The organism is Streptomyces sp. NPDC096205, assembly GCF_044763135.1.
In the GTDB taxonomy this organism is placed as follows: domain Bacteria; phylum Actinomycetota; class Actinomycetes; order Streptomycetales; family Streptomycetaceae; genus Streptomyces.
Map to the genome: position 1 here is coordinate 415,097 of NZ_JBIWFS010000005.1, position 21,953 is coordinate 437,049.

22 protein-coding genes and 1 pseudogene are annotated in these 21,953 nt (G+C 70.7%); 12 read left to right on the top strand and 11 right to left on the bottom strand.

Annotated features, from left to right (window positions below):
* Positions 1-42: 42 nt before the first annotated feature.
* From ACIQ6Y_RS21050 to ACIQ6Y_RS21060, 3 genes are read right to left on the bottom strand one after another with little or no spacing between them, the layout of a single operon-like run.
* Positions 43-366 carry a hypothetical protein gene (locus ACIQ6Y_RS21050; RefSeq protein WP_404041017.1) on the bottom strand — a complete coding sequence of 108 codons (324 nt, stop codon included), beginning with the start codon at positions 364-366 and terminating at the stop codon, positions 43-45.
* On the bottom strand, positions 363-1,577 hold the full coding sequence (locus ACIQ6Y_RS21055) for a CHAT domain-containing protein (protein ID WP_404041019.1): 1,215 nt from the start codon (positions 1,575-1,577) through the stop codon (positions 363-365). The genes ACIQ6Y_RS21050 and ACIQ6Y_RS21055 overlap by 4 nt, the downstream gene beginning before the upstream one ends.
* Positions 1,546-2,556, bottom strand: coding sequence for a hypothetical protein (locus tag ACIQ6Y_RS21060; RefSeq protein ID WP_404041022.1), 1,011 nt, complete (start codon positions 2,554-2,556; stop codon positions 1,546-1,548). The genes ACIQ6Y_RS21055 and ACIQ6Y_RS21060 overlap by 32 nt, the downstream gene beginning before the upstream one ends.
* On the opposite strand from ACIQ6Y_RS21060, the gene ACIQ6Y_RS21065 reads away from it, so the two are divergent.
* The 7 genes from ACIQ6Y_RS21065 (at position 2,543) to ACIQ6Y_RS21095 (ending at position 10,280) form a co-directional block, all read left to right on the top strand.
* On the top strand, positions 2,543-3,268 hold the full coding sequence (locus tag ACIQ6Y_RS21065; protein ID WP_404041025.1) for a dienelactone hydrolase family protein: 726 nt from the start codon (positions 2,543-2,545) through the stop codon (positions 3,266-3,268). The two genes, ACIQ6Y_RS21060 and ACIQ6Y_RS21065, sit on opposite strands and share 14 nt — an antisense overlap.
* Positions 3,269-3,432: 164 nt before the next feature.
* Positions 3,433-4,221 carry a GntR family transcriptional regulator gene (locus ACIQ6Y_RS21070; protein ID WP_404041028.1) on the top strand — a complete coding sequence of 263 codons (789 nt, stop codon included), beginning with the start codon at positions 3,433-3,435 and terminating at the stop codon, positions 4,219-4,221.
* Between the two features lie 45 nt (positions 4,222-4,266).
* Entirely contained in the window at positions 4,267-4,494 is a 228-nt protein-coding gene (locus tag ACIQ6Y_RS21075; protein WP_351802318.1) for a ferredoxin family protein, read from the top strand.
* A 15-nt stretch (positions 4,495-4,509) separates the two neighbouring features.
* Positions 4,510-5,853 carry an ABC transporter substrate-binding protein gene (locus ACIQ6Y_RS21080; protein WP_404041032.1) on the top strand — a complete coding sequence of 448 codons (1,344 nt, stop codon included), beginning with the start codon at positions 4,510-4,512 and terminating at the stop codon, positions 5,851-5,853.
* Entirely contained in the window at positions 5,850-6,731 is an 882-nt protein-coding gene (locus ACIQ6Y_RS21085) for an ABC transporter permease (protein WP_404041035.1), read from the top strand. Before ACIQ6Y_RS21080 ends, ACIQ6Y_RS21085 begins: the two co-directional genes overlap by 4 nt.
* Positions 6,715-7,503: an ABC transporter ATP-binding protein gene (locus ACIQ6Y_RS21090; protein ID WP_404041038.1), complete on the top strand. Its 789-nt coding sequence runs from the start codon at positions 6,715-6,717 to the stop codon at positions 7,501-7,503. The genes ACIQ6Y_RS21085 and ACIQ6Y_RS21090 overlap by 17 nt, the downstream gene beginning before the upstream one ends.
* Before the next feature lie 11 nt (positions 7,504-7,514).
* Positions 7,515-10,280 carry a fumarate reductase/succinate dehydrogenase flavoprotein subunit gene (locus tag ACIQ6Y_RS21095; RefSeq protein ID WP_404041041.1) on the top strand — a complete coding sequence of 922 codons (2,766 nt, stop codon included), beginning with the start codon at positions 7,515-7,517 and terminating at the stop codon, positions 10,278-10,280.
* Between the two features lie 67 nt (positions 10,281-10,347).
* Here the strand turns inward: ACIQ6Y_RS21095 and ACIQ6Y_RS21100 are convergent, their stop codons facing one another.
* Together ACIQ6Y_RS21100 and ACIQ6Y_RS21105 are read right to left on the bottom strand one after the other, a co-directional pair.
* Positions 10,348-11,166: an SDR family NAD(P)-dependent oxidoreductase gene (locus ACIQ6Y_RS21100; protein WP_404041044.1), complete on the bottom strand. Its 819-nt coding sequence runs from the start codon at positions 11,164-11,166 to the stop codon at positions 10,348-10,350.
* Between the two features lie 85 nt (positions 11,167-11,251).
* Positions 11,252-11,392: pseudogene (locus ACIQ6Y_RS21105) on the bottom strand (RNA polymerase subunit sigma-24); the annotation flags it as partial.
* Between the two features lie 124 nt (positions 11,393-11,516).
* On the opposite strand from ACIQ6Y_RS21105, the gene ACIQ6Y_RS21110 reads away from it, so the two are divergent.
* Together ACIQ6Y_RS21110 and ACIQ6Y_RS21115 are read left to right on the top strand one after the other, a co-directional pair.
* Complete coding sequence (locus ACIQ6Y_RS21110) at positions 11,517-12,599, top strand: class I SAM-dependent methyltransferase (RefSeq protein ID WP_404041047.1); 1,083 nt, start codon at positions 11,517-11,519, stop codon at positions 12,597-12,599.
* Positions 12,600-12,675: 76 nt separating this feature from the next.
* Positions 12,676-13,110 carry a VOC family protein gene (locus ACIQ6Y_RS21115; RefSeq protein ID WP_404041050.1) on the top strand — a complete coding sequence of 145 codons (435 nt, stop codon included), beginning with the start codon at positions 12,676-12,678 and terminating at the stop codon, positions 13,108-13,110.
* A gap of 11 nt (positions 13,111-13,121) precedes the next feature.
* Here ACIQ6Y_RS21115 and ACIQ6Y_RS21120 read toward each other — a convergent pair whose 3' ends face one another.
* Both ACIQ6Y_RS21120 and ACIQ6Y_RS21125 read right to left on the bottom strand, forming a co-directional pair.
* Complete coding sequence (locus ACIQ6Y_RS21120) at positions 13,122-13,412, bottom strand: nucleoside monophosphate kinase (RefSeq protein ID WP_404041053.1); 291 nt, start codon at positions 13,410-13,412, stop codon at positions 13,122-13,124.
* Positions 13,413-13,535: 123 nt separating this feature from the next.
* On the bottom strand, positions 13,536-14,066 hold the full coding sequence (locus tag ACIQ6Y_RS21125) for a GNAT family N-acetyltransferase (protein WP_404041055.1): 531 nt from the start codon (positions 14,064-14,066) through the stop codon (positions 13,536-13,538).
* Between the two features lie 229 nt (positions 14,067-14,295).
* Between ACIQ6Y_RS21125 and ACIQ6Y_RS21130 the strand changes: the two genes are divergently transcribed.
* The gene (locus ACIQ6Y_RS21130; protein WP_404041058.1) at positions 14,296-14,844 is read left to right on the top strand and encodes a DUF1062 domain-containing protein; all 549 of its coding nucleotides are present in this window, start codon (positions 14,296-14,298) and stop codon (positions 14,842-14,844) included.
* A 111-nt stretch (positions 14,845-14,955) separates the two neighbouring features.
* Here the strand turns inward: ACIQ6Y_RS21130 and ACIQ6Y_RS21135 are convergent, their stop codons facing one another.
* From ACIQ6Y_RS21135 to ACIQ6Y_RS21145, 3 genes are all read right to left on the bottom strand, one after another.
* Complete coding sequence (locus tag ACIQ6Y_RS21135) at positions 14,956-16,035, bottom strand: sensor histidine kinase (RefSeq protein WP_404041060.1); 1,080 nt, start codon at positions 16,033-16,035, stop codon at positions 14,956-14,958.
* Positions 16,028-16,708, bottom strand: coding sequence for a response regulator transcription factor (locus ACIQ6Y_RS21140; RefSeq protein WP_404041063.1), 681 nt, complete (start codon positions 16,706-16,708; stop codon positions 16,028-16,030). Before ACIQ6Y_RS21140 ends, ACIQ6Y_RS21135 begins: the two co-directional genes overlap by 8 nt.
* Positions 16,709-16,867: 159 nt before the next feature.
* Entirely contained in the window at positions 16,868-17,572 is a 705-nt protein-coding gene (locus ACIQ6Y_RS21145) for a VanZ family protein (RefSeq protein WP_404041066.1), read from the bottom strand.
* A gap of 229 nt (positions 17,573-17,801) precedes the next feature.
* On the opposite strand from ACIQ6Y_RS21145, the gene ACIQ6Y_RS21150 reads away from it, so the two are divergent.
* A complete protein-coding gene (locus ACIQ6Y_RS21150; RefSeq protein ID WP_404041069.1) occupies positions 17,802-19,976 on the top strand; it encodes a discoidin domain-containing protein in 2,175 nt (724 codons plus the stop codon).
* A 94-nt stretch (positions 19,977-20,070) separates the two neighbouring features.
* Entirely contained in the window at positions 20,071-21,159 is a 1,089-nt protein-coding gene (locus ACIQ6Y_RS21155; protein ID WP_404041072.1) for a DUF1996 domain-containing protein, read from the top strand.
* A 58-nt stretch (positions 21,160-21,217) separates the two neighbouring features.
* On the opposite strand, the gene ACIQ6Y_RS21160 is transcribed toward ACIQ6Y_RS21155, so the two are convergent.
* Positions 21,218-21,784, bottom strand: a complete 567-nt coding sequence (locus tag ACIQ6Y_RS21160) for a TetR/AcrR family transcriptional regulator (protein ID WP_404041075.1) — start codon at positions 21,782-21,784, stop codon at positions 21,218-21,220.
* Positions 21,785-21,953: the final 169 nt, after the last annotated feature.

The following is a 21,953-nucleotide window of genomic DNA, read 5'->3' on the forward strand; positions in this document are numbered from 1 at the left end:
CCCGTCGTACAAGAAGGTCAACGGCAGCGGGGACCTGCCCGGCTACGCCGATGTGGCAGGCACCTGGCGGACAAAGGTGAACGTCATCCCACCACTGCCGCCGACTTCCCCTCCGCTCCCCAGGAGGCTCACGGTGCCCTTCGCGTTGATCTCCACCGCCACCTCGACCTGCTCCAGGCGGTAGTTCCCGATCCTTTCCTCGGCCCGTGAGAGCGTTTCCCCCAGGGCTTCCACAAACGCGTTGATCTGATCCCTCAGAACACTGACCGGGACTTTCTCCCGCACCAGTTCCACATCACCGCGCCACCTGAAGGACCGCTCTTCTCCGGCGGCACCGAGGACTGAGATGCCTTCTTCGTCGGTCACCCTGGGATCTCCTCCGACACTGGTTGGGCCACACGGATGTCACCGTCGGCATAGGCCACATAGATGAGCCCGAGCGGATTCTTGTACTGATACAGCAAGGCTCTCCTGCTGTTTCTGAGGGCCTCACCGAGTGACTGTCCCGCCAGGAAGCACCGGTAGAACTCCTTGGAGAAGGCCGCCGCCACCGCGTCGGGCACAGGTGCCTCCGTCCCGATGAAGCCGATGTATCCCTGGTCCTGGAAGAAGTTGGGGAGTGAGGCTCCGGTGAGGGGCTCCACGACGGCGCTGGAGCAGGCGTTGAGGAACACCAGGGGAAGGATCGGCGCTGCCGATGCCGCTCCTGCGTTTCGCATCAGGCTGAGGATCGCGGATCTCGCCTCAAGATTTCCGAGGGTCACCTCGATGCGGTCCGTCTGCGTGCCCCTCAGCCGGATCGTGATGTCCGCCGGGGATTCCACGTCGCTCATACAGTGGCAGGCGAAGTGCAGTACATGAGCATCCAACTGACCGGGCGGGCAGCTCTCCCTCAGGATCTCGGCAATGATCTTCTCCAGACTGCCGACGTCGCCGGACGGCCAGGGTCCGAGCAGACTCAGCCGGGACCCGTGGCGTTGCAGGTCCAGTTTCTCCGCCGCCGTTTCGGTCAGTGAGGCCTCGTGGAAGAGCGCCACCTTCAGACCTGACTCGTTCGGCAGGCAGCTGACCTTGAGGTCACCTCGCCGGCAAACCGGCGGGGCTGTGACGGGTGCGCCTCTGATGTGGCGGCGTACGTTCGTGGCGAACCCCAGGTATCTCCCGACGTTTTCGTCGAGCGACTGGTCGTTCACGATGGGCGGCCGCGGTTCCATGAGCCGGAAGACCGGAAGGAGTTCGATGGGAAACACAGCGTCTTTGTCGCAGTGGAATTGAATGCTGGGGACGTCCTCCAGGTCCACGCCGGCGGCCGGCATGAGTTGCTGCATGGTTGTCACGAACTCCGGCATCTGCCCACCGAACAAGGCGCCGAGGGCCCCCAGACCGGCCTCGTACAACCCGGACAGACCGGCTTCGACGTCGTCCCATCCGGGCTCCAGCGCGAACCGCAGGCTTCTGCGCAACCGATTCACGGCCACTTGGAGCCGCGTGCGTGTCTCCGGCAGCGCGCCGGGCCTCAGCAGAAATTCGCCGATCTCACGATATTCACCACCGAGACTGCTGCGCAGGAAGAGCATCGGTTCCGCCCTGGAGCGGACTTCCAGCGACACCGAGGGCCCGGTGGGCGCGGGCGCGCTCATGCCTCGGCGCCGATGAGGAGACGGAATCGAACGACGTGGACCAGTCGCGTGTGCTGGTAGACGGCCACCCACCCCGGACATGCGCGGGTTCCTCCGTGCTCACTCGAACGCGCAGGGTGTAGTCGCTGTCGGGTGCGAGCGTCGGCCCGGCGTGGCCGGCCTCCGCGCTCGACCCGTCCGGGTGGTGCAGGGTCACCTCGACGAAGCCACTGAACGCGATGATCTCCGGCCCCCGCAGGGAGCGCTGCACGCCGACGCCGACAGCGGTGGTGATGGCGCCCACGAGGGCCGCGGCTGCCGGCCCGCGCAGGTTCCGGCGAATCCTGTCCTGCACGAGATCGCCGACCGTCGCGGTGACATTCGCCTCCACCTCCCTCAGCCGCTGGTCCAGGAGGTCGTCCCACTGGTCGTCGAGGCGGCTTCTGTGCAGTGCTTCGTTGAACCGTTCCCGGCGTGGATCAGCGGGCGGAAGCTTGGTGCGCACCCGGTGAGCGATCTCGGGCAGGTAGTCGGCGAACTGCTCATCGCTGGCCACCCGAAGGAGCAGGACCTCCGCGGCATCCGTGTGCGCCGACGTCTCGGCCGCCGGCCGGCGCCCTGCCTCGACCACACCCTCGGCCTCGGCGAGATGCATGTGCGCCCGCGAGAGCAGCTCGCGGGCGTCCTTGCCTGCTGCTGGTTCTCCCTCGATCGCCGCAGCCAGATCCTTCAGCGCGGCGATCCTGCTCCGCGCCACCACCTGCCACACTTCAGCGGATCCTGGCATGCAGTGCCTGTCCCACTGCCACGAGTTGCGGAACCGCTTCCTGCGTGACGTACCACGATCGGCCGACAGCGGAAGGGTTCTGCCGATGGCTAAGTCCCGGCCCGACCGGGCTCGACCATCACTACAGTCCGGACGCATGACGAAGGTCACCACACGCACAGTCGCATACCCGGCAGACGGCCTCACGATGGTCGGGCACCTCGCGCTGCCCGCCGGTGACGACCGCCGGCCCGCCGTCCTGATCGGGCCCGAAGGTCCGGGCCTGAACGACTTCCAGCGCCGCAGGGCCGACGCCCTCGCCGAACTGGGATACGTCGCGCTGGCCTTCGACATCAACGGCGGGCGCTGGTTCACCGACCCACAGGAGATGCTGGCGTATGTGACTCCCCTGCTCGCCGACCCCGACCGGATGCGGGGCATCGGCCGTGCGGCGCTCGATGTGCTGCGCGCGCAACCGCGGACCGACCCGGACCGGATCGCCGGCATCGGCTACGGCACCGGGGGCGCGATCGTGCTCGAACTCGGCCGCGCCGGCGTCGATCTGCGCGCCATCGGGACGGTCAACGCACTCGCCACAGGGCGACCGGGCGAGGCGGCACGCATCCGCTGCCCTGTGTGGGCCGGGGTCGGATCGGAGGACCCGATCATGCCCGCCGAGCAACGGGACGCGTTCGCCACGGAGATGCAGACCGCCGGAGTCGACTGGCGCCTCACGGTCTACGGCGGAGCCCTGCACGCCTTCCATCACCCGTCGGTCGAGCACGCCGTGCTCCCCGGCGTCGGCCACCACCCGCAACACGCACAGCGGGCCTGGCGCGACATCGTCGACCTGCTCACGGAGTGCGTGCCTGTGACGGAGTGACGCGGAGCGTCAGGACCGCCCCTCACCATGTCTTGCCGGCCTTCCTGGCAGATCTCCCCCTCCCCCACCCAAAACCCCAGGTCAGCCCCCCATCCACCGCCCCGTCAAGTGGCGCAACACTCCAGCAACACCACTATCCCTACCGGATAGCTATGGTTCCAGCCATGCCACCCACCGACCGCATCCGGGACCACGCCGGACAAGGCGCGCCCACCGTCGCGGCGCAGCGCACGCGGCGTCGGCTGCGTGCGGACCAGGCACGGCAGCTCGCGGACCTGCTGCGTCACCAGGTACTGAGCGGGGGCTTTCCCGCCGGGGCGCTGCCGCACGAATCGGTCCTCGCCGCCGACTACCGGGCCTCTCGCAACACCGTGCGTCAGGCGCTGGACCTGCTGCGCGCGGAGGGGCTGGTGGAGCGTCTTCCCGGGGTCGGCACAGTGGTGGTGGCCGAGAAGTACCCGCACGGGCTCGACCGGCTGATGGGTCTCGCGGAGACGCTGCGCGAGCACGGCCGGGTCACCAATGAGGTGCGCACCATGGGACCGGCCCCGGCACCCGCTCCCGTGGCCGAGCGCCTCAGGGTCCCGCCCGGCGCCGACGTCCTGTACATCGAACGCCTGCGCCGCCTGAACGGCCTCCCCCTTTCCCTGGACCTGACCTACATCCCCCTCGACATCGGCACCGCTCTGCTCGGCGCCGACCTGGAGAACACCGATGTCTTCCGCCTGCTGGAGGCCGTCACCGGCAGGCGGCTGGGCCATGCCGAGATCACCTTGGAGGCGGTGAACGCGGACGCGCACTCCGCCGGCGTCCTGCAAGCCCCCCGCGGTGCGGCCGTCCTGATGCTGGAACGGCTCACGCACCTCGCGGACGGCCGCCCGGTCGACCTGGAGTTCATCCGGTTCCGCGGCGACCGCATCACGATGAGCGGACTGCTGCACCGCTCCCTGTAGACACCACCACCCGCTCCCCACCGCACGACCTTCCCGGAGACAGCCATGCCCTTGGTGCCCCAGCGTGCCGACGTGCCCGTGACCATCGACGAGTCGAAGTGCATCGACGGCTGCACGCTCTGTGTGGACATGTGCCCGCTGGACTCGCTCGCCATCGACGAGACCAACGGCAAGGCGTACATGCACGTCGACGAGTGCTGGTACTGCGGCCCGTGCGCGGCCCGCTGTCCCACCGGAGCCGTCACGGTCAACATGCCCTATCTGCTCCGCTGAGAGGCCCCAACTCCCATGAAACGCACGGCAGTCGCACTCGCCACGTCCACTCTGCTGCTCCCCCTGACCGCCTGCGGCGGCAGCGCCGAGGCGGGCGGCGGTTCCACGGTCACCGTCACCGTCGGATACCAGTCCAAGACCATCAACACCGTGACGGCCGGGACGCTGCTGCGCTCGCTCGGCTCCTTCGAGAAGCAGTTGAACGCCCTGCACGACGGCAGGACCTACAAGGTCGACTGGCAGGACTACGCCACCGGCGCGCCCATCACCGCGCAGATGACCGCCGGGAAGATCGACATCGGGTCGATGGGCGACTTCCCGCTGCTCATCAACGCGGCCCGCGGCAAGCAGTTGGGCAAGCCCACCCACCTGGTGTCGGTCACCGGCTACAACCTCAAGGGCGGGCTCAACACGATCGTCGTCGCTCCGGAGTCGAAGCTCGCCGACCTGAAGGACCTCAAGGGCAAGAAGGTCTCCACGAGCGTCGGCTCCGCCGCCGACGGCACTCTCGTACGGGCCCTGCAGCGAGCGGGCCTCGACCCGGACGAGGACGTCGAAAAGCTCAACCAGCAGCCCGCGGTGGGCGCTTCGGCCCTCTCGGCCGGCAGCGCGGACGCCCTGTCGCAGTTCGTCGCCTGGCCGGGCCTGCTCGCCCACCAGGGCAAGGCGAAGGCGCTGTACGACGGTGCCCAGCTGAACCTGCCGACATTCCACGGCGTCACCGTCCGCGAGGACTTCGCCGAGCAGCACCCCGCCGTACTGGAGGCGTTCCTGAAGGCCCAGGCCGAGGCGACCGACTACCTCGACGCCCATCCGGTCAAGGCCGCCGAGCAGGTCGCGGAGGCGACCGGGCTGCCGGCCGAGGTCGTCTACCTCTACAACGGCGCCCACGGTATCTCCACCTTCGACCCGGCGATCAAACCGCAGCTCGTCGCCGCGCTCGAGCAGGACGTGCCCGTCCTCGAGGCCGCCGGGCTGACCGGTGACATCGACGTGGACTCCTTCGTCGACGACCGGTACGTCAAGAAGGCCCTCGGCACCGGGTACGCGCGGCGGCTCGCCGCCTCCCCGCCCGCCACCGCGAGCGAGGTCTGGCCCAAGGGCAGCACGAAGACCCGGAGCTTCTCCTCCCCGAACCAGCTCCTCGCGTACGTCGCCGAGCACGAGGGCGGCATGCGCGCGGCCTACGTCCCCGACGCCACCACCGGCACCCTCTGGTTCGCCGACAAGGCCGTCTGGGTCGCGGACGGCAAGCAGTTGCTGCCCTTCGTCGCCCCGGCCACCGCACGGGCGTACGTGGCCGGTCACAGCGACGCCCGGGTGGTCACGTACGAGGACGCCCTGGGACGGGTCTCGTGAGCCGCTACCCCGGGCGGGCCGGCCGGCTCGCGCTGCGGGCCGGTTCGGCGGCCGCCGCTCTCGGGCTGTGGCAGGCGCTGACCGCCTTCGACGTGGACCTGTGGGTGCGCTTCTCCCAGTTCCCCACGGTGACCGACGTGGCGCGGGCCTTCACCGACCGGCTGTCAGGCCCCGACTACTGGACCGACCTCACCGACAGCCTCATCCGGATCGTGACCGGCTTCCTGCTCGCCGCCGTCCTGGGCGTGGCCACCGGCGTGCTCGTGGCCCGCTCGCGGCTCGCCGAGGACCTGCTCGGCCCGGTCCTGGAGGTGGTGCGGCCCATCCCCGCGATCGCCCTGGTCCCCGTCGCGATCCTGCTGTTCCCCTCCAACGAACAGGGCATCGTCTTCATCACCTTCACCGCCGCCTTCTTCCCCGTCCTGGTCTCCACCCGGCACGCGGTGCGCGCCCTGACCCCCGTGTGGGAGGAGGCGGTGCGCACCATGGGCGGCAACCGGTGGCGCATCCTCGGCTCGGTCGTCCTGCCGGGCGCGCTGCCCGGCATCTTCGGCGGCCTGTCGGTCGGCATCGGCGTGTCCTGGATCTGTGTGATCTCCGCCGAGATGATCTCCGGCCAGTACGGCGTCGGCTACCGCACCTGGCAGGACTACACGATCGTCGACTATCCGGGGGTCTTCGTCGGCATGGTCACCATCGGCCTGCTCGGCCGGCTGACCTCCACCGCCGTCGAACTGGCCGGCCGCCGCCTGACCCGCTGGCTGCCGCGTACGTCGTACGACCCCGCCCGGCCCCGGCCCCGGCCCGCACGACGCACCCCGGCGCCCACCGTCGAACCCGCCAAGGCCGAGGAGGCACGCGATGAGCACCTCGTCTGAGACCAGGCCGGCCGAGGCGAGGACCGCCGCCGCGGCCCCGCGCGGCACCCGCCTCACCCTGCGCGGCGCCACCCTCGGTCGGCCGGACGCCCCGGCCGTGGCGGACGTACACCTGGACGTCGCACCGGGCCAGATCCTCACCGTGGTCGGCGCCTCCGGCTGCGGCAAGTCGACCCTGCTGCGCACCTTCGCCGGTCTGCTGCCCGTGCTGGACGGGGCCGTGGAACAGGACGGCCGGCCGGTCACCGGCCCGGGAGCGGACCGTGCGCTGGTCTTCCAGGAGGACGCCCTGCTGCCCTGGCGCACCCTTCGCGCCAATGTCGAACTGCCCCTCGCCATCCAGGGACTGCCGCGCGCGCAGCGCAGGGAACAGGCCGAGGCCTGGCTGGAGCGGGTCGAACTCGCCGAACTGGCCGGGCAGTTGCCGCACCGGGTCTCCGGCGGGCAACGCCAACGCGCCCAACTGGCCCGGGTCCTGGCCGGCCGGCCGCGTGCCGTCCTCATGGACGAACCCTTCGGCGCGCTCGACGCCCAGACCCGCGCCGGCATGCAGGACCTGCTGGTGGAGGTGCTGCACGGCACCGGCGCGACCGTCGTCTTCGTCACCCACGACGTCGACGAGGCCCTGTTCCTCGGCGACCGGGTCGCCCTCCTCGGCTCCGGCCGGCTGACCGCCGTACGCGACGTACCGCGTCCGCGTGAACGCTCGGCGCACGACGATCCGGCGCGCCTCGCCCTGCGGCGCGAAGTCCTCACCTCACTCGGTTCTTGAAAGGCACCCTGGTGGACACCCCCCTGCAGATCCCGGCCCTGGCCGACGCGTCGGAACTGAGCTGTGACGTCCTCGTCATCGGCGGCGGCACCGCCGGCACCATGGCGGCCCTGACCGCCGCCGAGTGCGGTGCGGACGTCCTGCTGCTGGAGAAGGCCCACGTCCGCCACTCCGGCGCGCTCGCGATGGGCATGGACGGCGTCAACAACGCGGTGATCCCCGGCCGGGCCGAGCCCGACGACTACGTCGCCGAGATCACCCGTGCCAACGACGGCATCGTCGACCAGAGCACCGTCCGCCAGACCGCCACCCGCGGCTTCGCCATGGTGCAGCGCCTGGAGTCGTACGGAGTGAAGTTCGAGAAGGACGAGCACGGCGAGTACGCCGTACGCCAGGTCCACCGCTCGGGCTCGTACGTGCTGCCGATGCCGGAGGGCAAGGACGTCAAGAAGGTCCTGTACCGGCAGTTGCGGCGGCGCGAGATGCGCGAGCGGATCCGGATCGAGAACCGGGTGATGCCGGTGCGGGTGCTGACGGCCGAGGGGCGTGCCGTGGGGGCGGCCGGCTTCGACACCCGCACGGGGCGGTTCGTCACCGTCCGGGCGGGCGCGGTGATCCTGGCGACCGGCGCCTGCGGCCGGCTCGGCCTGCCCGCCTCCGGATACCTGTACGGCACGTACGAGAACCCGACCAACGCCGGTGACGGCTACGCCATGGCGTACCACGCGGGCGCCGAGCTCACCGGCATCGAGTGCTTCCAGATCAACCCGCTGATCAAGGACTACAACGGCCCTGCCTGCGCCTATGTCGCCAACCCCTTCGGCGGCTACCAGGTCAACCGGCACGGCGAACGCTTCGTCGACTCCGACTACTGGTCGGGGCAGATGATGGCCGAGTTCGCGGCGGAGGTGGCCGGCGACCGGGGTCCGGTGTACCTGAAGCTGAGCCATCTGCCGGAGGAGTCGATCTCGGCGCTGGAGACGATCCTGCACTCCACCGAGCGCCCGACGCGCGGCACCTTCCACGCGGGCCGCGGCCACGACTACCGCACCCACGACGTGGAGATGCACATCTCCGAGATCGGCCTGTGCGGCGGCCATTCCGCCTCGGGTGTACGGGTGGACGACCACGCCCGTACGACGGTCCCCCGGCTGTACGCCGCCGGAGACCTGGCCTGCGTCCCCCACAACTACATGATCGGCGCGTTCGTCTTCGGGGACCTGGCGGGCGCCGACGCCGCGCAGTTCCGGTCGTACGAAGGGGAGTTGCCGACCGATCAGCTTCGCGAGGCGCACGAGCTGATCTACCGGCCGCTGCGCCACCCCGAGGGTCCGCCGCAGCCCCAGGTCGAGTACAAGCTGCGCCGCTTCGTCAACGACTACGTCACCCCGCCGAAGTCCGGTGCCCGGCTCTCGCTGGCGCTGGAGGCGTTCGAGCGGATGCGCGCGGACATCGCGTCGATGGGTGCTCGCACCCCGCACGAGCTGATGCGCTGTGCGGAAGTGTCCTTCATCCGGGACTGCGCGGAGATGGCCGCGCGGGCTTCCCTGGCCCGTACGGAGTCCCGCTGGGGCCTCTACCACGAGCGTCTCGACCACCCTCGGCGCGACGACGCCTCCTGGTTCCACCACCTCGATCTGCGCAAGTCGCCCGCGGGCACCATGGAGTTCACGGCCCGTCCGGTGGCTCCCTATCTGGTCCCGGTCGACGGCTTCAACGCGGTCGGCGGCCCCTCCCGGCACCTCGGCGAGATCCGGCCGGAACAGGTGGCGACCGCCGGGGCCCGGGAAGCGGCACCCGTCGCGCTGCGGCAAGCGGCGCCCGCCTCGCGCGGCTCCGACACGGGCGCCGGCAGGGACGCTCCGGCCACGCCGCGCCTGCTGGAGCTGCTCGCCCTCGCGGAGGCCGAGCCGCCGCTCAGCGATCTCGCCGCCTACCTCACCGACCCCGACCCCGGCGTCCGCCGTACGGCCGTCACCGTCCTGACCGAGACCGTGCCCTCGGGCACCGGACCGGCCCTGGCGGCCGCGCTCACCGACACCGACGCCGGCGTCCGGGCCGCCGCGGCCGCCTCACTGCGGGAACTGGTCGAGACACTGACCCCGGAACCGGCCCTGCGGGAAAGCCTCGTCTCGGCCGTGTCCTCGGCCGACCCCGTCGCCCGCGCCACCGCGCTGGACGCCCTGCGCGTCCTGCGTCTCGGTGACACCGCGCTGTTCACGCGGTCCCTCAGGGACCCCGACACCGCCGTCCGGATCGCCGCGGTACGCGCCCTCGTGTCGGTCGACGCCACCGAAGAACTGGCTCGCGCGGCAACCGCCGACACCTCCCGCGAGGTCCGCGTCGCCCTCGCCAAGGCCTTGGCCACTGTGTCCGGGGGGCGGCTCGACGACACCGCGCCGGCCGGCCCCGACACAGTGCTCCCGGCCCTCGCCGAGCTCACCGCCGACCCGGACGCCCTGGTCCGCGCGGCGGCCTACGCGGCACTGGGCACCACCGGCTGCCCGCCCCCGCTGACCGCACGCGCCGAGGCCGCCCTGTCCGACCCGACCTGGCAGGTACGCGCCGGCGCCGCGACCGCCCTGTCCACCGCAGACCCCGGCCAGGCCGTACCGGCCCTCGCCAAGACGCTCGCCGACCCCAACGCCGACGTCCGGAAGGCCGCTGTGACGGCACTGACCCGCCACAGCGCCGTCGCCGAAGCCCGGCAGGCCCTGGCCACCGCGACGACGGACCCGGACGCGGACGTCAGGGCCTACGCGGCCCGGGCGCTGTGACGGGGGGGGCCGAGCAGTCGGCCCCGCCGACTCAAAGCGCTGTCGGCCGATGCCCAGTGCGCAGGGGTCACCTCGTGTCGTCGCGTGGGACGACCCGGAAATCGAAGGGAACAGTCCCGGGGTCCACGGCGGTCGCGCCTCCGTCCACGGTCAGTACGGCTCCGTTGACGAAGGACGCGGCCGGTGAGAGCAGCCAGGCGATGGCCTCGGCCACCTCCTGGGGTTGTCCGGGGCGGCGGGCCGGCAGCAGCCGGGTGGCCTCCTCGTACGCTTCGTCCAGCTCGCCGGAGACCAGTCCGGCGTCCTCGACGAAGCGGGCCATGCGGCGGTCGGCCATCTCGGTGCGCACCCAGCTGGGGCAGACGGTGTTGGCCCGCAGGCCCTGCGGGCCGTAGTCGACGGACAGGGACCGGCACAACTGCAGCAGTGCCGCCTTGGACGTGGCGTAGGCGGCGTTGCCCACTCCGTTGCGCAGAGCGGAGACCGAAGCGACGGCGACGACGGAGCCCCGGGCGCGGAGCAGGTGGGGCAGTGCCGCCCGCATCAGGAGGAACGGGCCGGTGAGATTGGTGCGGAGCACCAGCTCCCAGTCCTCGTCGGACAGTTCCCCGACTCCCCCGCCGCGGCCCACGCCCGCGTTGACGACCAGACCGTCGAGCCGGCCGAATCGCTCGACGGCGGTTTCCACCAGGCGGAGCACGTCATCCGGGTCAGTGGTGTCGGCCGGGCAGGCCAGCGCTCCGGTCTCCTCGGCGATGCGGTGCAGCGGTTCCGGCCGTCGGCCGGAGACGACGACATCGTGCCCGGCCGCCCGGAGCAGGCGTGCGGTCGCCGCGCCGATCCCCGTCCCTGCGCCGGTCACCACCACAACACGCTGATCCACCATGCGCGTTCGGCCTCCTGTCGCTCTCGGGTCCGGAGACGTGATCATATGCGCTGCGAACCGGCGACCAAGATCGGCGAAATCAACTCGCCGCGACGGCGGCGTGGCGGGGCAGTGGATCGTCCAGGCCGGCGAGCGCCGCCAGACCGGCGCGGGGTCCGTCCGCCTCCGCGACGGCGACCGCGCGGTTCAGCCGGATGACCGGACTATCGGTCAGGCGTTCGAGTTGCGTCACGCCACGAGCCCGGTGTCCTCGCTCCGTAAGGTCTGCTCGCAGGATCCGCGCGTAGCGTGGACATACGACGCAGCACTCACCCGGGTGTACCGGAGCCGCCCCGACGGAGGGAGCGATCATGTCGATCCCGGAGGCACAGCAGGTACCGCTGGACACGGCCAAACAGGAGGCGTTCGCGGGGAGGGTCGTCGGTGTGCTGAACGACGCCACACTGGCCCTGCTGATCAGCGTCGGGCATCAGTGCGGGCTGTTCGACCGGCTGGCGGCGCTTCCTCCTTCGACGAGCGCCGAGGTCGCCGAGGCGGCGGGCCTCGACGAGCGGTACGTCCGTGAGTGGCTGGGCGGCATGGTCGTCGGCGGGTTCCTGGAGTACGAGCCGGAGAGCCGGACCTACGTCCTGCCGCCCGAGCACGCGGCCTCGCTGACGACCGCCGCGGGCCCGGACAACCTCGCCGGCATGATGCCGTACATCGCTCTGCTGGGCGAGGTCGAACAGCAGATCGTGCGCTGCTTCCACGACGGCGGCGGAGTGCCGTACTCCGCCTATCCCCGGTTCCAGGCCCTGCAGGCGCAGGAGACCGCCCGCGTCTACGACGCCGCACTCGTGGACACGATCGTCCCGCTGGCGCCGGGACTGACCGAACGACTGCGTGCCGGCATCGACGCGCTCGACGTGGGAACCGGCCAGGGGCATGCCCCGCTGGTGCTGGCGAAGGCGTTCCCCGCCAGCCACTTCCGTGGTCTGGACCAGTCGGAGACCGGCATCGCGGCGGCCCGTGAGAAGGCCGAGCGCTCCGGTGTCGGCAACGTCGACTACGTCCTCGCCGACTCCACGGAGATCTCCGGCGAGTACGACCTGATCACCGCCTTCGACGTGATCCACGACCTTGCCCGCCCGGCCGAGACCCTCGCGGCCGTCGCCACGGCGTTGCGCGACGGCGGCACCTTCCTGATGGGAGACATCGCCGCCTCCAGCAGGCTGGAGGAGAACATCGGCCATCCGCTCGGGCCCGCCCTCTACGGCTTCTCCGTCTTCTACTGCATGACGACCTCGCTCAGCACCGGCGGCGCCGGCCTGGGCACCGTCTGGGGGCAGGAGACAGCCGAGCGGATGCTCCGGGAAGCGGGCTTCACGGACATCGAGGTCAAGTCCGTGGAGGGCGATCCGGTCAACGCCTACTACGTCGCGACCAAGGGCTGACCGTCCGGCTCGGCCGTCCAACGTGCCCAGCCGCACCCGCGATCGAGCAAGATCATCCCTTTGTTAGGGTGACCCAATGGCATCGGTCAAAAAGGTCCAGGTCACCTTCGACTGCGCAGAGCCTGAGCGCGTCGGTCGCTTCTGGTGCGAGGTGTTGGGGTATGTCGCACCGCCGCCGCCGGACGGGTTCGCCACGTGGGACGACTTCAATCGCTCGCTGCCCGCCGAGGAGCGGGGTTCGTGGTTCGCGTGCAGTGATCCCACGGGGGTGGGCCCGCGGCTGTACTTCCAGCGCGTCCCCGAGGGCAAGGTCGCCAAGAACCGGGTGCATCTCGATGTGCGGGTCGGTACCGGCCTCGTGGGTGACGAGCGCCTGGCCACGCTCCAGGCCGAAAGTGAGCGGCTGGTGGCACTCGGTGCGGTGCAGGTGCAGGTGCTCCTTGCCGACGAGGAGAACGAGTCCTGCATCGTGATGCAGGACGTCGAGGGCAACGAGTTCTGTCTCGACTGACCGCCCTCCGCTCAGGCGGCCCCCGCCTCGGCCAGACCCGCCAGGGCACGCGCCGTGATGTCCTCGACCGGCCCGACCGCGGGAACCGTGACCAGGATGCCCGCGTAGTGGGCGAGGAGGGGCGCGGTCTGGCTCTCGTACACCCGCTGCCGGTGTCGTACGACGTCCTCGGTGTCGTCCGGGCGGCCTCGGCTCAACAGCCGTTCCACCACGACGTCTTCGGGAGCCGTGAGCTCCAGCACCGCGTCCAGCGCGGCGCCGGTGGCGGCCAGTACGGTGGTGAGTTCCCGGGCCTGCGGCACCGTACGGGTGCGCTAGCCGATGAGGCGGCCCAGTTCGATGCGGTGGATGTCCGGGGCCCATGCGCTCGCGTTGCCAGGTTCGGTGCGAGCGCCTCGGCCTGCGGCTCGGCGGAGGGACGGCGGTCAGCCGTCGCTCTCCTCCGCACCCCCATGCAGGTCGAGGGTCCAGTTCTGGCCGACGAGATCATAGCCGAAGCTGTGGTGGCGTTCCTCGTCGGCGAGGGTGAAGCCGAAGCTCTGGTAGATCCTGCGCGCCGCCACCAGCACGTCGTTGGTCCACAGCGTGACCTGCTCGTAGCCCGCCTCACGGGCGAAGGCCAGGCACTCGGCGACCAGGCGCGTCCCGAGCCGGAGGCCCCTGCCCTCCGGAGTGACGAGCAGCAGCCGTAGCCTGGCCACTTTCGGCCGGTCGCCGGCGACCAGGAAGACGCAGCCCACGCGCCGGCCGTCGAACTCGGCGATCCAGGCCGCCTCGCGGGCCGGGTCGGGCCCGGCTGCGTAGTCGGCGACGATCTTGGCGACCAGGACCTCGAAGTCGGTGTCCCAGCCGAACTGCCGGTGATAGCTCTCGCCATGGGCCATCACCACCCACCCCAGGTCACCGGGACGGTCGGCGCGACGCACGACGGCTCGCTTCTGCTCCTGCTGCGACATGGCTGCCCTCCTGGCCCGCGATCGTCAGCCCCACTCAAACAGAGACGTGCGAAAACCGGTGGAACGGCGCCACCGTGTGCCCGTACCGTGCTGCCGGACCAAGTCGCCCAGGCAAGGACGTGCCGTTGTACACCGTGTGAGACACCCCGAGCGCTGATCGGTCGCGCGTCGCATCTGTGCGCCGCGCTGCTTTTTGCTGCGGACTTCTCACTGGAACCGGTGTACTTCTGTGCTCAATACCTGGGTGGTCGCACCCACCTGCCTCCCGCTCGTTCTCCGTCGCTGCCCCGCGTGCGCGTCCACGCGCTTCCGGGCGCCCGGCAAATTCCGCGTCAACGCGAACCACAAGGCCATCGACGCCTGGCTCCTCGTCCTCTGTACGGGTTGCGGGGACACGGCGAAGCTCACGGTCTTCGAGCGCAGGAACGTGCGCTCCGTACGACCTGAGCTGCTGGACCTGCTGCACGACAACGACCTCGGCCTGACGGCCGAGTTGCTCCAGGACCCGGTCCTGCAACGACGTAATCGCGTCGCTCTGGACTGGGCCGACGCCTGGCGTCTCGACACCGGCGGATCGGATCACCTGGACCAGGAGGTGATCGACGTCTCGGTCCGCTTCGCGGCGCGGATTCCGGTCCGGCCTGTACGGCTGATCGCCGAAGGGTGCGGTCTGTCGCGGGCCGAGGTGGAGAGGCTGGTCGAGGAAGGGAAACTCGTCTCGGCGGTCCGGCTGAGCGGCAAGCTCTCCGGGGACTTCACCTTCACGCTCAAGCGCTGAGGCCTCCTCGCGACCGGGGCCTGTCCGGGGCATTCGCCGGACAGGCCCCGGTGGCTCGTCCGAGTCGGGCGTCTCTCCGTCACTGCGTGCTGGTGCTGCATGAGACGACGCCTACGGCGCGCCCGGCAGCCGGACCGTGACGAGGAGACCGCCGGTGGGGCGGGGAGCGAGGTCGAGGGTCCCGCCGTGGGCTCGGACGACGCTGTGCACGATGGCCAGGCCGAGCCCGACGCCGGCGTGTTCGTCGGTGCGTGCGCGGTCCGTTCCGCGCTGGAAGGGTTCGGTGAGGGTCGGCAGCAGTTCCGGTGCCACGGGCGGCCCCGTGTTCTCGACCCGTAGCACGCTCGTGTCGCCGTACGCCTCCGTGTGGACCGTCACGGTGCCACCGACGGGGAGGTTGTGGACGACGGCGTTCTGGACGAGGTTCGCCGCCATCCGCAGCAGGAGTTCCGCGGAGCCGCTGGCCGGGGCCGGCCCGCCGGTGACGTCGAGCGTGATCCGGCGCTGTTCGGCGAGGGGAAGCAGCGTTTCGGCGGCTTCTTCGGCGACGAGGGAGAGGTCGACGCTCTCGCGGGTGAAGTGTCCGCGGTCGCTGCGGCTGAGCAGCAGGAGGGCCTCGGTGAGGCCGATCGCGCGCGTGTTGACACTCTGCAGGCGTGCGAGGAGTTCTTCGCGGTCCCGGGTGGGGTCCTTGCGGGCGACGTCGAGCAGTGTCTGCGAGATGGCCAGTGGGGTGCGCAGTTCGTGAGAGGCGTTCGCGGCGAACCTCTGCTGCTCGGCGACGTGCGACTCGAGTTGTCCGAGCATGGTGTCGAACGCGTCGGCGAGTTCACGGAATTCGTCCTGGCGGCCCTCCATGCGGATGCGGTGGGACAGCGATCCGTTGCCGACCGTCCGTGCCGCCGCCGTGATCTGTGTGAGCGGTGCGAGCATCCGGCCTGCGAGGAACCACCCTCCGACGAGGCCGAACACCAGCAGGAAGGCCATCGCCACGGCCGCGGCGGGGGCGAAGGTGTGCACGAGCAGGTAGCGGTTGGGCGAGATCCCGAGGAGGCCCTGCGAGTTGTCGGGGACGTAGCGCAGGATGAACCCCCACACCACGGCCAGCAGAAGAGCGCCGGCGACCGCGAGGAACCCGGCGTAGCTGAGGGTCAGTTTCAGTCGGGCGCTGAGCCCTGGGCGTCTATGCATGTGCGCTGCCCGGGCCGGTGTCGATGCGGTAGCCGACCCCCGGCACCGTGGCGATGACCCATGGCTCGCCGAGCCGTTTGCGCAGGGCGGAGACAGTGATGCGCACGGCGTTGGTGAGGGGATCGGCGTTCTCGTCCCAGGCCCGTTCCAGCAGCTCCTCGGCGCTGACGACCCCGCCCTCGGCGGCGACGAGGACCTCCAGCACGGCGAACTGCTTGCGGGTGAGCGCGACGTAGCGTCCGTCGCGGAAGACCTCCCGGCGGAAGGGGTCGACCCGCAGGCCCGCGATCTCGCGGACCGGGGGCCGGGCGTACGCGCGTCTGCGGTCGAGCGCCCGCAACCGCAGGACGAGCTCCCGCAGCTCGAACGGCTTGGTGAGATAGTCGTCGGCGCCGAGCTCGAACCCGGAGGCCTTGTCGTCGATCCGGTCGGCGGCGGTGAGCATGAGGATCGGGATGCCGCTGCCGGAGGCCACGATGCGCCGCGCGACCTCGTCGCCGGACGGGCCGGGGATGTCGCGGTCGAGGACCGCGAGGTCGTAGGAGTGGACACTGAGCAGTTCCAGGGCACAGTCGCCGTCGCCCGCGATGTCGGCGGCGATCGCCTCCAGCCGCAGACCGTCCCGGACGGCTTCGGCCAGGTAGGGCTCGTCCTCCACGATCAGTACGCGCATGTCCGAAGGGTAAGCAGCACCGCATATCGGCGACGTATGCGGTGAGGTGAGGCGTGAGCAGCGCCCCCTGGCTCCGACATGTGCGGACCGGTGTCCACACCGGCCCGCACCTCAGGCCACCGGAGCCGGCGCGGGTCAGGCCACCGGTGCCCGCGCGGGTCAGGCCACCGGTGCCGGCGCGGGGCGAGTCCGCTCCGGCGGCGCTTCTGCCGTGGTGCGCCACCAGCGGCGCGACGCCAGCGCGGCCAGCACGGCGCCGACGGCGTTGACCAGGACGTCGTCCACGGAGGACACCCGGTCCAGTTGCAGGACGTACTGCGCGGTCTCGACCAGGACCGAGCAGCCCGCTCCGAGGGCCAGGACGCGCGGCAAGGACGCCGCCGCCGCGAACCGTATCGGGGCGAAGAACCCCAGGGCCGCGAAGACCAGCAGGTTGCCGACGATCCCGAGCGACCCCATCGTGACCAGGTCCCGCAGCGGTACCAGGCTCACCCGGGCCGGGACGGTGCCGGCTCCGGCGCCCGGCATCAGGGTCAGCCACAGGAACGGCACCGTCCCGTGGACCATGCCCACCTCGGCCAGCGAGATCCGCCCCGCCGATGCGACACCGGCGGCCCGCCGACGGCGCGCCAGCGCCCACGCCACCAGCGCGGCCAGGGGCAGCGTGACCAGCGTCATGAGCACCACGCCGTTGAACGTGTCGAGGCAGCCGTGCCACCGCCCCGCCATGCACCGCGGGGCGGACATCATGAGCGGCCGGCGCATGACGTACGCGGCGTACGCCAGGCCGAGCGTCACCACGCCGAGGAGCACGATCCTGCGCGTGGGGCGGGGCGGTGCCGACTGGGATGCGTCGTGATTCATGCCTCCATGGGAGACGAAGGGCCGTTGCGGAGGCGTATCCGGTTTTCGATACGCCCTCGATACATGCGAGCCAAAGGCTTAAGTCAAGTTGAAAGGAAAGTGCGTCCATCGTCTTGACCGTGACATGACCTGAGGGCATGGTGTGGCTCGGAGAGCGCTCTCCCACAGAGGTTTCTCGGCAACGACCGGCAACGACTCCCTTCGCCCGCCCGCCCCGTCAGGAGCTCCCGTGCCCAGACCCCCCTCCCCGCCCCGCCCGGCCCCTCGCCGCGCGGGCGCGACTCTGCTCGCCCTCGGCGCCCTCCTCGCGTCCTCGCTCACCGTCGCCACCGCTCCGAACGCACAGGCGGCCGACACCCTCCTGTCACAGGGCAGGCCGGCCACCGCCTCCTCGCAGGAGGGCGACGGCTTCGCGCCCTCCGCGGCGGTGGACGGCAACCTGACCGGCACCCGGTGGGCCAGCCGGTGGAGCGACCAGCAGTGGCTCCAGGTCGACCTGGGCCAGGCGTCGAACATCAGCCGCGTCGTCCTGACCTGGGAGTCGGCCTACGGCAAGGACTACGAGATCCAGGCGTCCGACAACGGCACCGACTGGCGCCCCTTGAGGAAGGTGACCGGCGGCGACGGCGGCACCGACGACCTCACCGTGTCCGGAGCCGGCCGCTACGTCCGTATGCAGGGCCTGGCCCGGTCCGGCGGATACGGGTACTCGCTGTGGGAGTTCCAGGTCTACGGTTCCGCCGGTGACACCACGCCGCCCGCCTCGGGCGCCGTCAAGGTCCAGGGCACGCAGGGCGACTGGCGTCTGACCGTGGGCGGCCAGCCGTACACCGTCAAGGGCGTGACCTGGGGTCCGGCGATCTCCGAGGCGCCCAAGTACCTGCCGGATGTCAGGGCCATGGGCGCCAACACGATCCGCACCTGGGGAACCGACGCGTCGAGCAGGGCGCTGCTGGACAGCGCGGCGGCCAACGGCATCCGTGTGATCAACGGCTTCTGGCTGCAGCCGGGCGGCGGGCCGGGGGCCGGCGGCTGCGTCAACTATGTGACGGACACGGCCTACAAGAGCAACGCGCTCACCGAGTTCGCCAAGTGGGTGGACGCCTACAAAGGTCATCCGGCGACGCTGATGTGGAACGTCGGCAACGAGTCGGTCCTCGGACTGCAGAACTGCTACAGCGGCACCGAGCTGGAGGCCCAGCGCAACGCCTACACCGGCTTCGTCAACGACGTCGCCAGGAAGATCCACGGCATCGACCCGGACCACCCGGTCACCTCCACGGACGCGTGGACGGGGGCCTGGCCGTACTACAAGCGCAACGCGCCCGACCTCGACCTGTACGCGATGAACAGCTACAGCAACGTGTGCAAGGTCCGTCAGGACTGGATCGACGGGGGCTACACCAAGCCCTACATCGTCACCGAGACCGGGCCGCCCGGCGAGTGGGAAGTGCCCGACGACGCCAACGGCATCCCCGACGAGCCGACGGACGTGCAGAAGGCGGACGGGTACACCGCCGCATGGAACTGCGTGACCGGCCACCGGGGCGTGGCCCTGGGCGCCACCCTCTTCCACTACGGCACCGAGCACGACTTCGGCGGCGTCTGGTTCAACCTGGTGCCGGACGGGCTGAAGCGGCTGTCGTACTACGCGGTGAAGAGGGCGTACACCGGCTCCACGGGCGGTGCGAACACTCCCCCGGTCATCAGCGGCATGACCGTCTCCCCGGCCTCCTCCGCCGCGGCCGGCGGCGAGTTCACCGTGCGCGCCGACGTCCGCGACCCGGAGGGCGACCCGCTCAGGTACAAGGTCTTCCTCAGCGGCAACTACGCGAGCGGGGACAAGCGGCTCGTCGAGGCGCAGTGGCGCTCGACGGGCAACGGGACCTTCGCCGTCAGCGCGCCCCAGAAGCTCGGCGTGTGGAAGGTGTACCTCCAGGCGGAGGACGGCCACGGCAACGCCGGTATCGAGACGGAGTCCGTCAGAGTCGTAGCCCCGCCCGTGACTGGCACCAACCTGGCGTTGAACCGGCCCGCGACCGCCTCCTCCTTCCAGCAGTCCTACGGCGACTGCCCCTGCGCCCCCGGGCTGGCCGTCGACGGCCGCGCCGAGACCCGCTGGGCCAGCGACTGGAGCGACCCGCAGTGGCTCCAGGTGGACCTGGGCGCGCCGAAAGCCCTGCGCACGCTGCAACTGGTCTGGGATCCGGCCTATGCCCGGTCCTACGAGGTACGGGTCTCGGACGACGGCACCAACTGGCGTCCGGTGTACTCGACGGCCGCCGGGGACGGTGACGTCGACACCGTCGACGTCTCGGCCACAGCCCGCTATGTGCGCCTGCAGCTGACCCAGCGCGGCACGGGCTGGGGCTACTCCCTTCACGAGCTGGGGATCTACAGCTGACGCTGCGCCCCCTACGCGTGGCGGAACCCATGACGGGTCTCGCCGCCCCCGCACGATCCCACCGCACCTTCCCACCTCACGGGCAGGAGATCCCATGAGATCGAGTCCGAAACCGCTCTCCGCACTCCTCCTCTGCAGCGCGCTGCTGGCCAGTGCCCTCGGCGTCGGGACCATCGCCCACGCCGGCACCGACAGCGGTGTCGCGGCGCCCGCGGCGTCGGCCGTCGGGCACAGCGGGCACACGGCTGCCGCGTCCACCCTGGCATCGGGCGACGACCCGGACGGCGACGGCTACATCCCGGCGGTACCCCAGGTCACCGGCGTCACACCGTCCACGGCCACGCCGCCCACGCGCTACTTCCACGAATTCCAGGCCAACTGCTCGGTGACGCACACCGCCCCGGACGACCCGATCGTGTACCCCGGCCAGCCGGGCAAGTCCCACGACCACACCTTCATGGGCAACACCTCGACCCACGCCGGCAGCACCACCGCCTCCCTCTACGGCGGTGCCACGACCTGCAAGGCACCCGCCGACGCCTCCGGCTACTGGATGCCCTCGCTGTACAAGGGCGACCAGAAGATCCTGCCCGTCGGCCCGCAGACCATCTACTACAAGGCCGGTGTCACCGACTACACCAGCGTGCGGCCCTTCCCCAAGGGCCTGCGGTTCGTCGTGGGTGATCCGATGCAGAGCGCCGACGCGTTCCGCCGTCACCGCGGCTTCGTCGAGGGCTGGGAGTGCGGTGACAGCTACTTCAACACCGACTTCCCGGCGACCTGCCCGAACCGGCCCGACGTACAGCTCAACATCCGCTTCCAGGCGCCCAGTTGCTGGGACGGCAAGTACCTCGACACTCCCGACCACAAGAGCCACATGGCCTACCCGGTCGTCAAGCCCGGCACCAACGACAACATGTGCCCCGCCGACCACCCGGTCGCCCTGCCGATGATCGAGTTCAAGATGGCCTTCCCGGTCAACGGCGACATGAGCCAGGTGCGCCTGGCAAGTGGCCGCGGCTACTCCTTCCACTACGACTTCTTCAACGCGTGGGAGGAGCGCACGCTCAAGGCCCTGGTGGACCACTGTGTCGTGGGCGGGCTTCAGTGCGACGCCCGTGGCTACGACCAGACACACCCGGAGGCGGGCGCGGCCCTGAACACGGACTACCGACTGCCCTGACCGACGCCCTGATCCGTCAGCCCGGCCTCTCCCCCTCCATCGGGGAGCGGCCGGGCTCTCACCTGTCGATCAGGGCGTTCACCACGGCCTGGGCCACGCGGCGGGTGCGTTCCTCTGTCCAGTGGGCCGGCTCCTCCATGGTGGAGACGTAGTAGCCGCGGGTCAGCAGGGAGAGGACGTCCGCGGCGAGATCGGCGTCGGCCACCCCCGCGGCGATGGACGCGTCGAGGAACTCCTCGCGTGCCTCACGCGGTTCGTCGCGGTCGACGCCGTTGGGGTCGACGTGCGCCGACGAGAGCATCTCGACCCACAGGGCGCGCAGCAGCAGGTCCTCGGGTTCGGTGCTGAGGTGCCATTCCACCGTGGCCCGCAGCCGGTCGGCGCCGATCAGGTCGCCCAGGTGGGCTTCCAGGTCGGTCCGCCACCGCGATTCGGCGGCGCGGACGGCGTTGGTGATCAGCGCTGTCCGCGTCGGCACGTAGTTGGTGACCATCGCGGTGGATCCACCGAGTTCTTTGGCCACGGCACGGATGGTGATGGCGCGAGCCCCGTCCCGGGCGGCGACGGCGAGGGTCGCCTCGGCGATTGCCTTGCGGCGCTGGACTTCGTCGACGTCGATCGGCATGGAAGCAACCTAGCTCAGAGGGGGGTTGACGCTGAACTCGCGGAGATGCAACGCTGTTATATCACAGTGTTGTTTCTCGCGACTCGCCTCCGTGGAGGGCCCATGAGCCTTGCCGTCCGACGCGTCACACCGGAGCCCGTCCCTCCGCAAGCACAGGAACACAGGGTGC